This window comes from Gracilibacillus sp. Marseille-QA3620 (genome assembly GCF_054950035.1).
In genome coordinates this window covers 2973772-2986943 of sequence record NZ_CM143102.1, presented here as the reverse complement: position 1 = coordinate 2986943, position 13172 = coordinate 2973772, and the positions used below count along the sequence as shown (strand labels likewise).

Genomic DNA, 13172 nt, shown 5'->3' with positions numbered 1-13172 from the left:
TTATGTCGACAGAGTATGATCTTGTTATCCTCGGTGGAGGAACAGGCGGATATGTTGCTGCTATTCGAGCCTCTCAGCTCGGTTTAAAAACGGCTATTGTCGAAGCAGGTAAACTTGGGGGAACATGTCTTCATGCCGGATGCATTCCTTCAAAGGCATTGCTGAGAAGTGCTGAGGTATATCAAACCGTAAGAAAGTCTGCAGACTTTGGTGTTCAGTCAGAAGGAGCAGCTCTCGACTTCAAAGCTGTACAAAAACGGAAGCAAAGCATTGTAGATAAACTGCATGCTGGTGTCCAATACTTAATCAAACAAGGAAAGATTGATCTTTATGAGGGGTATGGCCGTCTTTTAGGTCCTTCGATTTTCTCGCCAATGCCTGGTACGGTTTCCGTCGAAATGAATAATGGCGAGGAAAATGAAATCCTTATTCCGAAAAATGTCCTTCTTGCCACTGGATCGAGACCGAGGACGCTTGCTGGTCTGGCCATTGATGGCGAAACGGTAATAACCTCTGATGAGGCTTTAACACTTGATAAGCTACCATCATCCATGCTGATAATCGGCGGTGGAGTCATTGGTGTTGAATGGGCGTCCATGCTTCGTGATTTTGATGTGGATGTGACGATTGTCGAATATGCGGATCGAATTCTGCCTTTAGAGGACAAGGATTTATCCAAAGCAATGGAAAAGGCATTGAAGAAAAAAGGAATTAACATCATAACAGGGTCTAAAGTACTGCCTGAAACACTTTCAACCGAGAGTGGTCTGTCCATTTCAGCCCAGGAAAATGGAACTACTAAGGAGTATAAAGCAGAAAAAATGCTTGTGTCAGTTGGCCGTGATGCCAATACGAGTGGAATAGGGTTAGAGAATACCGATATCGAGATCAAGGGAGGATTCATATGTGTAAATGAATTCTTTCAAACGAAAGAATCCCATATTTATGCCATTGGTGATTGCATCGGCGGAATGCAGTTGGCCCATGTGGCAAGTCATGAGGGAATCAAGGCGGTGGAACATATGGCAGGCTTAAAGCCGGAGCCAATCCAATACGATTTCATCCCGCGCTGTATTTACAGCAGTCCAGAGGCAGCAAGCGTCGGTATTACGGAAGAGGAAGCAAAGAAGAGAGGTCATAAGGTGAAGGTCGGGAAATTCCCGTTTCAAGCTTTAGGCAAGGCATTGGTGTTTGGAGAAACGGAGGGATTTGCGAAAATCATCTCTGATGAAGAAACCGATGATCTTCTGGGCGTTCATATGATTGGACCTCATGTAACTGACATGATATCAGAAGCAGGTCTTGCGCTTGTCTTGAATGCAACAGCATGGGAGGTTGCTTCAAGCATACATCCGCACCCTTCCTTGTCAGAGGTAATTGGGGAGGCGGCCCTTGCGGTGGATGGTATGGCACTGCATTTGTAATAAAAGAGATTGATAGGGGGAATTTAGATGGCTGAGGCTAGACATGAATCGTTAGGATTATCCAATCAAACTGTATTAGATATGTATGAAACCATGCTTTTGGCAAGAAGACTAGACGAGCGTATGTGGTTATTAAATCGTTCAGGCAAGATTCCATTTGTTATCTCCTGTCAGGGGCAGGAGGCAGCTCAGGTCGGTGCTGCCTTTGCGCTGGACAGGAAAAAAGATTATGTTCTTCCTTACTATCGGGATATGGGGGTTGTCTTGACCTTTGGAATGACAGCCAAGCAGCTCATGCTGTCAGGATTTGCGAAGGCAGAGGATCCCAATTCAGGCGGCAGACAGATGCCTGGTCACTTTGGACAGAAGGAAAACCGAATTGTTACTGGGTCATCGCCTGTGACGACTCAAGTGCCGCATGCAGTCGGCATTGCGCTGGCAGGGAAGATGCAAAATAAAGATTTGGTGACATTTGTTACCTTCGGGGAAGGATCATCCAATCAAGGGGATTTCCATGAAGGGGCAAATTTTGCCGGGGTACATAAGCTGCCGGTCATCCTGATGTGTGAAAACAATCAATATGCCATCTCTGTGCCGGTTGAAAAGCAGCTCGCCTGCGAACGGGTATCCGACCGGGCGTCAGGCTATGGAATGCCTGGAGTAACAGTTAACGGTAATGACCCGCTTGAGGTATATAAAGCGGTAAAGGAAGCGGCAGACAGAGCAAGAAACGGCGGCGGCCCAAGCTTGATTGAGACCGTATCTTACCGGCTGACCCCCCATTCAAGCGATGATGATGATCGTTCCTACCGTGCTCCTGATGAAGTGGCAGAGGCAAAAACAAATGACCCAATCATCACATTTGGCGCTTATTTGAAGGAGAACGGAGTTTTGAATGATGAACTTGAGGGAGAAATCAATAAACGTGTAATGAAGCTTGTGAACGAAGCGACGGAATATGCGGAAAATGCACCTTATGCACAGGCAGAGACTGCAATGAATCATGTGTATGACGAAGGGAAGGGGGCGGTTTAATGCCGGTTATATCTTATATTGATGCCGTGACCATGGCTTTAAGAGAAGAAATGGAAAGAGACGAGAGGGTATTTGTTCTCGGTGAGGATGTAGGCAAAAAGGGAGGCGTCTTTAAGGCTACTGCTGGATTGTACGACCAATTCGGAGAGGCGCGTGTGCTTGACACGCCGCTTGCTGAATCGGCGATTGCTGGTGTCGGTATTGGTGCGGCCATGTATGGTATGCGCCCAGTCGCCGAGATGCAATTTGCTGATTTCATTATGCCGGCTGTGAACCAAATTATCTCTGAAGCAGCGAAAATACGCTATCGCTCCAATAATGACTGGCACTGTCCAATCGTGATAAGGGCCCCGTTTGGAGGAGGAGTTCATGGAGCGCTTTATCATTCGCAATCAGTTGAAGCCATCTTTGCCAATCAGCCGGGGCTGAAGGTTGTCATACCTTCCACACCATACGATACGAAGGGGCTTTTGAAGGCTGCCATCCGAGACGAGGACCCCGTGTTGTTTTTTGAGCATAAGCGAGCGTATCGCTTAATTAAAGGCGAGGTCCCGACAGATGATTATGTTTTGCCAATCGGAAAGGCAGACGTGAAACGAGAGGGCGAAGATATCACGGTCGTTACCTACGGGCTATGTGTCCATTTTGCTCTCCAAGCTGCAGAGAAGCTTGAAAAGGATGGTATCTCCGCTCATATTCTTGACCTTAGAACGGTCTATCCGCTTGATAAGGAAGCCATCATTGAAGCGGCAAGAAAAACCGGCAAGGTTCTATTGGTGACAGAGGATACAAAGGAAGGCAGCATCATGAGCGAGGTCTCGGCCATCATTGCGGAGCATTGCCTATTTGATTTGGATGCGCCGATTAAGAGACTGGCCGGGCCGGATGTTCCTGCGATGCCTTACGCACCAACAATGGAGAAATTCTTCATGGTGAACCCTGATAAAGTGGAAAAGGCAATGAAGGAATTGGCAGAATTCTAGACAACTAGGAGGGAGGAGTTAACAATGGCTATAGAAAAAATGAAAATGCCCCAGCTTGGGGAAAGTGTAACAGAGGGTACGATTTCTAACTGGCTAGTGAAGCCGGGCGACCATGTGGAGAAGTACGATCCAATAGCAGAGGTAATGACGGATAAAGTGAATGCTGAAGTACCTTCCTCGTTTACTGGAACCATCAAGGAATTGCTCATAGAAGAAGGGGAGACCGTGCCAGTCGGTGAGCTGATTTGCAGCATAGAAATAGAAACAGAAGGAACAGGAACTGATACAGAAGACAAACCGGAAACAGCTCCTGTGAAAGTGGAGAATCAAGAGGGAAAAGGGACCCCTTCAGAGGCGAAACCGCGTTTTTCACCTGCTGTGCTAAGACTTTCCGAAGAGCATAATATTGATTTGAAAACTCTCACAGGAACAGGTGCAGGGGGAAGAATTACTCGTAAGGATGTCTTGAATGCCGTTGAAAATGGTGTATCAAGGAAGATATCAGCTGAACCTGAGACAAAAGCGGAGGTATCAGCCCCTAAAGAACAAGAGCGAGAAACGGCTCAAAGAAAGGAAACGATTCAAACGGCCGCAAATGATACCATTATCCCGGTCACAGGTGTCCGTAAGGCCATTGCAAAGAATATGACTAGAACGAAGCAGGAGATACCTCATGCTTGGACAATGGTGGAAGCAGATGTCACCGGACTTGTATCTGCTCGTGATGCCTTGAAGAAAGCGTTTAAGGAGGGTGAGGGCTATAATCTGACGTATTTTGCCTTCTTCGTTAAAGCTGTGGCACAAGCACTTAAGGAGTTCCCAGAAATGAATTCAATGTGGGATGGAGACAGAATTATCCACAAGAAAGACATCAATTTATCGATTGCCGTGGCGACAGATGATGCATTGTATGTGCCGGTCATTAAGCATGCCGATGAGAAAACGATAAAAGGAATTGCCCGCGAGATTCATGAACTGGCTGGTAAGGTGCGTTCCGGAAAGCTATCCGTGAATGATATGCAGGGAGGAACATTCACCGTAAATAATACCGGTTCATTTGGTTCCATCCAATCCATGGGTATTATCAACTATCCGCAGGCAGCCATCCTTCAGGTGGAATCCATTGTGAAGCGGCCGGTTGTGATGGAAGGGAATATGATTGCTATTAGAGATATGGTTAATCTTTGTCTTTCCATCGACCATCGTATGCTTGATGGTTTAGTGGCCGGACGTTTCTTGGCAAGGATTAAAGAAATCCTTGAAGGAACAAGTGAAAAAACGGTTTCGATTTATTAATGATTTCTGCTGGAACTGGATGAGCCTTTCATCCAGTTCTTTTTATGCGCTCACAGCCATTCAAAAGTTCTTTTTGTATCAAGAAGGAAGAGGTTTGGAAAATGTTGTGATAAAATGGAATTATCAGAAATAAATGACTGATGAGGGGAGGGAGCTTTCTTTCTCGGAGCATTCCGAACAAAAGAAAGCAAGCTATGAGTCTGGATATGTTGAGAAATCATGTATTTTCACAAAGTACTGAACAGGAATGGGAAGAGGCTGTTAAGCGTTCCTTAAAAGGGAAAGATGCAGCTAGCTTACAAACGAAAACCTATGAAAACATTATTTTGAAACCGCTTTATTCCGAAAGCATAGATGATAGGGAGCACCCGGGTGTTCCTCCTTATACAAGAGGAATCGGGACAAAGGAATTATGGATTTGCCAAGAGAATCAAGGCCGGGATGCTGAGGCTGTAAAGGAGGCTGTCCGGAAAGGAATAAGGGGCGGAGAGAATACCATTTCATTTAAGGCGGACTCTTTAAAGCCTGATGAGGTGATAAGGCTTCTGTCTGATTTGCCGATTGATGAATATCCCGTTTTTATCCAAGCGGGCAGGCTGCAGCAGGCGATCATGGAGAGCGGTTTGACTATCACTGGCTCCGTCACGCGTGATTTAATCATGGAATGGGTTCAAGCAGGCGGGCTGCCAATCAATGAAAAGAATGAATTAGCAAACTGGATTTCCCTCATAGGAGAATGGGGACTGAATCATCCTGATATAAAAACAATTATGGTCGATACAACTCCTTACCATGAAGCGGGGGCTGATGCGGCAAGTGAGATTGCCTATGCGCTTGCTGCTGGTGTGGAGTATATGAATGCTGTCCAGGCAGCAGGTCTTGATCAGAGGATGGGATCGAAGCAGATGGTCTTCTCATTCGCCGTCGATTCCCAATTCTTTATCCAAATTGGAAAGCTTAGAGCGGCTAGAAGGCTATGGAGTACCGTTGGACAAGCTTATGGAGTTGAAGATTGTATGATGGTGATTCATGCTAAAACATCGGGTCGCAATAAATCAAGCTATGACCGCCATGTCAATCTTCTTCGAACGAGTAATGAAGCCTTTGCAGCATTGGCTGGAGGCTGTCAGTACATAACTGTTTCACCGTTTGATACGATGCTTTCTCAAGGGAGCTCGCTTGGTGTCCGAATGGCACGAAACATTGTTCATATCCTGAAGGAAGAGGCGGGTATTTGTCAAACGGAGGACCCGGGGGGCGGTTCCTACTATTTGGAGGCGCTGACCGATAAACTATGCGAGAAAGCTTGGGAGCGGTTCCTTGAATTAGAACGCACCGGGGGTATTCTTGCAGCCTTGAAGAAGGGAACGATACAAACGGAGCTTTCCGGTCTGGCACGGAAGCGCCTTGAGAATGTATCTCTGCGAAAAGAGAAAATCATTGGGGTCAATGCGTATGCGAATCCAGCAGAGGCACGTCCTGATGTGGCTGTTAAACAGCCTATCGAACAGTCCGAAATGAAGATGAAAGAGATTACCCCGCTTAAACCGATTACCCTCTCTAGTGAATTTGAGGTAATCCGTTCCATGAACTTGAGCTGGCATAACGAGGAAAAGGCGAAACGAATTGGCTTGGCTGGTATCGGAGAGCTGAAAGCGTATAAACCTTATATGGATTTTGCTAAAGAGATTCTGGCATCTGGCGGGTTAGGCTATCAAGCGGAAGAGGGAATCAGCAAAACAGAGGACATCCAGCATTTTGTCAAGAAGTCTGAAGTCATGCATCTCATCATTTGCGGCAAAGAGGAGGATCTTCATGAGGAACTATCAGCATTAGCCCTGGCTCCTCATGTCCGTGTATATACAATTGGCGATTTCAGCGGTCACACTAAATATCAGCAGATAGACCGGAGCGTGAATATGATTGAATGGCTCACGGTTCTTTCATCCACGCAGGAGGTAGAGGCATGAAGAGACCAGACTTTTCAAAGATTGATTGGAAAACAACCGCTCATCCTTCTTTAGAGAAGACAGACGAATATCAGGCGGTAAGTGAAACGAATGAACAAATCTCTATTAAGGCGGTTTATGGAAAAGAGGATCTTACGCAGCTTCCCCATATGCCGTCCTATCCGGGGATTGCCCCTTATACGAGAGGACCGTATGCAGCGATGTATGTCAACAGACCATGGACGGTCAGGCAATATGCAGGTTTCTCTACGGCAGAGGAATCCAATGCTTTTTACAGAAGGAATCTGGAGATGGGGCAGAAGGGTCTGTCAGTGGCCTTTGATTTGGCCACTCACCGCGGGTATGACTCTGACCACCCTCGAGTAATTGGGGATGTAGGCAAGGCTGGTGTCGCTATCGACTCCATTGAGGATATGAAAATCTTGTTTGAGGGGATCCCGCTTGAGAAAATGTCTGTTTCAATGACAATGAATGGGGCTGTGCTGCCTGTGATGGCCTTTTATATCGCGGCTGCCATTGAACAGGGGGCAGAGGTCGGGAAACTATCAGGAACGATCCAAAATGATATTTTAAAAGAATACATGGTTCGTAATACATATATATACCCTCCGCAAATGTCAATGAGAATTATTTCGGATATCTTTGCTTATACATCCTCGAAGATGCCGAAGTTTAACAGCATCTCCATCTCAGGCTATCATATGCAGGAAGCAGGCGCACCTGCTGATCTTGAACTTGCCTACACACTCGCTGACGGACTTGAGTATGTCCGTTCAGGGTTGGATGCGGGAATCCCGATTGATACATTTGCGCCAAGGCTCTCCTTCTTCTGGGGAATTGGCATGAATTATTTCATGGAGGTGGCGAAGCTTCGGGCGGCTCGCTATTTATGGGCAACCCTGATGACGCAATTTCATCCGCAAAATGAGAAATCATTGGCCCTTCGCACCCACTCGCAAACATCTGGATGGAGTCTCTCGGAACAAGATCCCTTCAATAATGTTGCCCGAACCTTGATTGAAGCGCATGCAGCTGTAATGGGACATACGCAATCTCTTCATACGAATGCACTTGATGAGGCGATTGCCCTTCCGACTGATTTCTCTGCACGGATTGCACGTAACACTCAGCTGTTCCTGCAGGAGGAAACCGGCTTAACTAATGTCATTGATCCGTGGGGCGGCTCCTATTATGTAGAATCTTTGACCAAGAGTCTCATTGAGAAAGCGTGGGGTCATCTTGAAGAAATTGAGAAGCTTGGCGGTATGGCAAAGGCGATTGAGACCGGCATTCCGAAAATGCGCATTGAGGAGGCTGCCGCTAAAAGGCAGGCGAGAATTGATTCTGGAGAAGAGTCACTCATAGGGGTGAATCGGTACAGAAGTGATGAAACCGATGAATTTGACATTCTTGAAGTGGATAATTCAAAGGTGAGAAGCCAACAGATTGAGAGACTCCAGGCTATTAAGAAAGTACGTGATCATGAAAAAGTTCATGCAGCATTGGAGAAACTGACAGAATCAGCCCGTACTGGCGAAGGCAATCTGCTCGAATATGCTGTAGAGGCAGCGATGCTGCGTGCCACTTTAGGAGAGATATCCGATGCAATTGAAGAAATATCAGGAAGACATCAGGCTGAAGTGAGAACAGTGAGCGGTGTATATGGACGTCATTATCAGCAGGAAGAGAAGATTCAGGAAGTTAGAGAGATGACGGAGGAGTTCATGGAGCATGAGGGCAGACGTCCGCGCATTCTTATTGCAAAAATGGGTCAGGACGGTCATGACAGAGGAGCAAAGGTAGTAGCAACCGCTTATGCAGACCTAGGCTTTGACGTTGACATGGGACCGTTATTCCAAACACCTGAAGAAACAGCTAAGCAAGCCATCGAGAATGATGTGCATGTCATCGGGATGAGCTCTCTTGCTGGCGGACATAAAACATTGCTTCCTCAGCTTAAACAGGAATTGAAACGATTAGGCCGAGAGGATATTATCATCATTGCCGGAGGAGTAATCCCTAAACAGGATTATGATTATTTGCTCGAACATGGAGCGGCTGCAATTTTTGGACCAGGAACAGTTATTCCAGAGGCAGCTGTGACCATCATGGAACAAATCTACAAAGAGCTTGGTTATGAGGAAGTGTCCGATTAATGAGTAAGAAGGAAGGAAGAAGATTTAAGAGAAAAGGGCCAGTAAACCTTCAAGTCCATGATATAGCCTTAAATCTTCAGGAGGGGAACGTGAGCGTTCTCTCAAAGGCGATTACTTTAGTGGAGAGCAGACAGGAGAGCCATCAGCAAGCTGCGCAAGCCATTCTTGAGAAGGTGCTCCCGAGTACCGGAAATGCTGTGAGAATCGGGATATCAGGTGTGCCTGGGGCAGGAAAGAGCACCTTTATTGAAAGCTTTGGTCTTTATCTTTGTAGTCTAGGACATCGGGTGGCTGTTCTGGCTATTGATCCAAGCTCACCCGTCAGCGGCGGAAGTATCCTTGGCGATAAAACAAGAATGGAGAAGCTTTCCCGTCATCCAAGCGCCTTCATCCGTCCGACACCGTCAGATGGGGAGTTTGGCGGTGTGCATCGAAAGACAAGGGAAAGCCTTCTTTTATGCGAAGCAGCAGGGTACTCTGTCATTATCGTTGAAACGGTTGGTGTCGGACAAAGTGAAGCAGAAGTAAGGGATATGGTTGATTTCTTCCTTCTGCTCGCCTTAACAGGAGCGGGAGACGAATTGCAAGGAATGAAAAAGGGGATTCTTGAGCTCGTTGATGCTATAGCAGTCAATAAGGCGGACGGGGATAATGAAGAGAAAGCCCTAATGGCAAAGGAAGAATACAGGCGTGTCACGATGGGGATTAATCCTGCGACTCCCGGTTGGAATATTGCGGCGTTAACCTGTTCAGCTCTTTATCAGCATGGATTGGATGATATTTGGAAGCTGATCTTATCCTTTATGGAAGAGACTAAAAAGTCTGGAATCTATGATAGCAGGAGAAGAACTCAGGCTGGGAAATGGCTGCATACTGAGATGAGGCGTCTCTTAGTAGAACGCTTCCTGAAGGATGAGGATATGAAAGTCTCTCTCCAAAGGCAGGAACAGAACGTTATAGAAGGAAAGGTCCTGCCTTCAGCAGCGGCTAGAGAACTAATAAATATTTATTTTTCTTTAAACAAGAAGTAAAATGAGCTTAGTGCCATAAAAAAAGGGATAGCATAGAATGCCATCCTTCAATCAAGGGAGTATAGGGATAAATCTTAATTAAAGGTAGTTTACCCGCCGTATAAGGTGGATAAACCTATAGGCTGGATTATTTTTTAATTCTATACTCATCTGGTAAAATGAAGGAAAAAGACCGGAAAGGAAGATCAAACGGCATGAGCATGGATTTCAATTTGTTTATGAATGATGTAGTCCGCCAGGCAAGGCAGGAAATACAGAATGCTGGATATAAAGAACTTAAAACGACAGAAGAGGTAGACGAGGCCCTTCAAGCGAAAGGAACAACGCTTGTCATGGTCAATTCCGTCTGCGGCTGTGCAGGCGGGATCGCACGTCCGGCTGCTTATCACGCCGTGAATTACGATAAGCGCCCCGATCATCTTGTGACGGTATTCGCCGGGCAAGATAAGGAAGCAACAGCAAGGGCACGAGAATATTTCACGGGTTATCCGCCATCCTCTCCTTCATTTGCTTTAATGAAGGACGGAGAGATTATTAAGATGATTGAAAGACATGAGATTGAAGGCCATGAGCCAATGCAAGTCATATCCGCATTGCAACAGGCTTTTGATGAATATTGTGAGGAAATTTAAAACGTTAAGAAGCCAATGCTCCACGAAAAGAGCATTGGCTTTTTTGCGTAAAGAGGAAAGGAGCCATAAGTATATACTTTTTTATGCATAGATTTTGAATAAAGAAGAGTCATAGGGTTATAGAGACAGTGTTGTCTGAAAATGAAGATAATTGAAAATGTCGTTTGTATTCTCTTTTAGTGGAAGAATTATGTTATTAATATAGAATGAAAACAAAACGTGCAATCTAAAAAATGATGTGTTAAAATTCATTTTGTTGTATATATATAATTTTTATGGTTTAATAGTTTGTATGAAAATGAAGAGTGCATATGAATTTGATTAACAAACATATTGGGGGAAACACACATGAAAAAGTGGCTACTTAGTTTATTGACTATCGTATTCGCTGGGGTATTATTAAGCGCCTGCGGCAGCGAAGAATCTGGAAGCGAAAACGCAAGTGATAAAAAGGTCTTGAAAATGGCGACCTCCGCTGATTACAAGCCTTTTGAATACATTGATACGGCCAAGAGTGATGAAATCATCGGATTTGATGTTGATTTAGCGAAGACATTGGCTGAAAAGCTCGGCTATGAATTAGAAGTCTCTGACATGGACTTTGGCGGATTGATTACCGCACTGAAAAATGGACAGGCTGATCTCGTGCTGGCTGGAATGACACCGAACGAGAAAAGGGAAAAGAGTGTTGATTTCTCAGACATTTATTATACATCCAATCACATGGTTGTAACAACAAAAGACAGCGGAATCTCCAGTGCGGAAGACCTTGAAGGAAAAACAGTCGGCGCACAGATGGGATCCATCCAGGAAACAAAAGCCGATGAGCTTGCTGAAACAATCAATATAAAAGTTGAAGACCGTAACCGAATTCCTGAACTTGTACAAGAAATTAAAGCTGGCCGTTTTGATGCAGCAATCATTGAAGATACAGTAGCAGAGGGGTATCTCGAAAAGAATGATGACCTGACAGGCTTTTTACTTGAGCAGAACGAAGAGGGAGTCGGCTATGCAATGGCCTTTCCAAAGAACAGTGAATTACGCGGACAATTCAATGAAGAACTTCAAAAAATGAAGGAAAACGGAGAATTGGAAGAATTAATCGTGAAATGGTTTGACGAAGACGCTGAATAAGCAGGACGGGAGAATTTCAGAAGGGCTTGATCCCTCTGAAATTCTTCTTTTATTATCTGCTTTTCATGTCCCCTTATGACACGATAGATGAATCATGAAGAAGGAGAACCTATTATGAATTTAGATTTTACGGGAATTATCCCATCGATGCCTTATATTTTGGAAGGGGTGAAAATCACCCTTCAAATCGCAGCACTTGCAGCTGTTTTTGGTTTTATTCTAGGAACCTTGCTTGCTCTGTGCAAAATCTCTAAGCTTAAAGCGCTGATCTGGCTGGCTGATTTCTATACAAGTATATTCCGCGGTACACCACTTGTCCTTCAATTGATGATTATATACTTTGCATCACCACAATTATTCGGGTTTCAGATTGAAGGATATTGGGCCGCTGTGCTATCTTTTTCCTTGAATTCAGGAGCTTATATTTCAGAAATCATCCGCGGCGGGATCTTGGCCGTTGATAAAGGACAAAAGGAAGCAGCGATGGCGCTGGGCGTTCCTTATACAAGCATGATGGCGAACATCATCCTGCCGCAGGCATATAAAAACATCCTTCCGGCCTTGATGAATGAATTTATTACGTTAACGAAGGAATCAGCAATCGTGACAACAATCGGTGTCATGGATATTATGAGAAGGGCCTATCAGGTCGGGGGAGAGACATTCCAATATTTAGAACCGCTCTTGTTTGCGGGTCTCATCTATTATGTTCTCGTCATGATTCTCACGTTTATAGGAAAAATGGTTGAAAAGAGGTTGCAGCATTCATGATTAAAGTAGAGAATCTACAAAAAAGCTTCGGCAAACTAGAAGTGTTAAAAGGAATTACGACAGAAATCAAGGAAGGGGAAGTAATTGCTGTTATTGGCCCTTCCGGTTCCGGGAAATCAACATTCCTTCGCTGTCTCAACTTAATGGAAACTCCGACTGGCGGAGCCATTTGGATCAAGGGAGAAGAAATTACCGCTCCTAAGACGAATGTCCTTGCAATGCGCCAAAATGTTGGAATGGTGTTCCAGCATTTTAACCTTTTCCCGCATAAGACCGTTCTTGAAAATGTCACATACGCACCTATGAAGGTGAAGAAGATGAAAAAGGATGAGGCTAAGAAGGAAGCGATGGATATTCTCACCAAGGTTGGAATGGCAGAAAAAGCAAATGAGTATCCAGGACAGCTTTCAGGCGGACAAAAGCAGCGTGTCGCCATTGCGCGTGCGCTTGCAATGAAGCCGGAGATTATGCTGTTTGATGAGCCAACCTCTGCTCTTGACCCTGAAATGGTCAAAGAGGTTCTTGAGGTTATGAAATCCTTGGCAAATTCAGGGATGACGATGGCCATTGTAACGCATGAAATGGGCTTTGCGAAAGAAGTGGCTGACAGAGTCCTCTTCCTTGATGGAGGAGTTATTGTGGAGGACAGCGCTCCTGAGCTTTTCTTTACAGCACCATCATCCCAGCGCGCAAAAGAGTTCTTGCAGAAAGTATTGTAAATAGCATATTCTAAAGAAAGA

At 45.2% G+C, this 13172-nt stretch carries 11 protein-coding genes; all 11 read left to right on the top strand.

Annotated features, from left to right (window positions below; genetic code table 11):
* Nucleotides 1-2: 2 nt before the first annotated feature.
* The 11 genes from lpdA to ACY8DX_RS15020 all read left to right on the top strand — a co-directional run bounded on the left by lpdA (nt 3) and on the right by ACY8DX_RS15020 (nt 13151).
* On the top strand, nt 3-1424 hold the full coding sequence (lpdA, locus tag ACY8DX_RS15070) for a dihydrolipoyl dehydrogenase (RefSeq protein ID WP_049670206.1): 1422 nt from the start codon (nt 3-5) through the stop codon (nt 1422-1424).
* 27 nt (nt 1425-1451) lie between these two features.
* A complete protein-coding gene (locus tag ACY8DX_RS15065; RefSeq protein WP_049670207.1) occupies nt 1452-2459 on the top strand; it encodes a thiamine pyrophosphate-dependent dehydrogenase E1 component subunit alpha in 1008 nt (335 codons plus the stop codon).
* The gene (locus ACY8DX_RS15060; protein ID WP_439802911.1) at nt 2459-3442 is read left to right on the top strand and encodes an alpha-ketoacid dehydrogenase subunit beta; all 984 of its coding nucleotides are present in this window, start codon (nt 2459-2461) and stop codon (nt 3440-3442) included. Before ACY8DX_RS15065 ends, ACY8DX_RS15060 begins: the two co-directional genes overlap by 1 nt.
* A gap of 24 nt (nt 3443-3466) precedes the next feature.
* Nucleotides 3467-4738, top strand: coding sequence for a dihydrolipoamide acetyltransferase family protein (locus ACY8DX_RS15055; protein ID WP_439802910.1), 1272 nt, complete (start codon nt 3467-3469; stop codon nt 4736-4738).
* Between the two features lie 206 nt (nt 4739-4944).
* The gene (locus ACY8DX_RS15050) at nt 4945-6708 is read left to right on the top strand and encodes a methylmalonyl-CoA mutase family protein (protein WP_462405548.1); all 1764 of its coding nucleotides are present in this window, start codon (nt 4945-4947) and stop codon (nt 6706-6708) included.
* Nucleotides 6705-8864, top strand: a complete 2160-nt coding sequence (gene scpA, locus ACY8DX_RS15045; protein WP_049670212.1) for a methylmalonyl-CoA mutase — start codon at nt 6705-6707, stop codon at nt 8862-8864. The genes ACY8DX_RS15050 and scpA overlap by 4 nt, the downstream gene beginning before the upstream one ends.
* Nucleotides 8864-9895, top strand: coding sequence for a methylmalonyl Co-A mutase-associated GTPase MeaB (gene meaB / locus ACY8DX_RS15040; protein WP_462405547.1), 1032 nt, complete (start codon nt 8864-8866; stop codon nt 9893-9895). Before scpA ends, meaB begins: the two co-directional genes overlap by 1 nt.
* 194 nt (nt 9896-10089) lie before the next feature.
* Nucleotides 10090-10527 carry a BrxA/BrxB family bacilliredoxin gene (locus ACY8DX_RS15035; RefSeq protein ID WP_439803319.1) on the top strand — a complete coding sequence of 146 codons (438 nt, stop codon included), beginning with the start codon at nt 10090-10092 and terminating at the stop codon, nt 10525-10527.
* Nucleotides 10528-10875: 348 nt separating this feature from the next.
* Complete coding sequence (locus ACY8DX_RS15030) at nt 10876-11661, top strand: transporter substrate-binding domain-containing protein (protein WP_049670215.1); 786 nt, start codon at nt 10876-10878, stop codon at nt 11659-11661.
* 114 nt (nt 11662-11775) lie between these two features.
* Nucleotides 11776-12432 carry an amino acid ABC transporter permease gene (locus tag ACY8DX_RS15025; protein ID WP_049670216.1) on the top strand — a complete coding sequence of 219 codons (657 nt, stop codon included), beginning with the start codon at nt 11776-11778 and terminating at the stop codon, nt 12430-12432.
* Nucleotides 12429-13151 carry an amino acid ABC transporter ATP-binding protein gene (locus tag ACY8DX_RS15020; protein WP_049670217.1) on the top strand — a complete coding sequence of 241 codons (723 nt, stop codon included), beginning with the start codon at nt 12429-12431 and terminating at the stop codon, nt 13149-13151. The genes ACY8DX_RS15025 and ACY8DX_RS15020 overlap by 4 nt, the downstream gene beginning before the upstream one ends.
* The last annotated feature ends 21 nt before the right edge of the window (nt 13152-13172 follow it).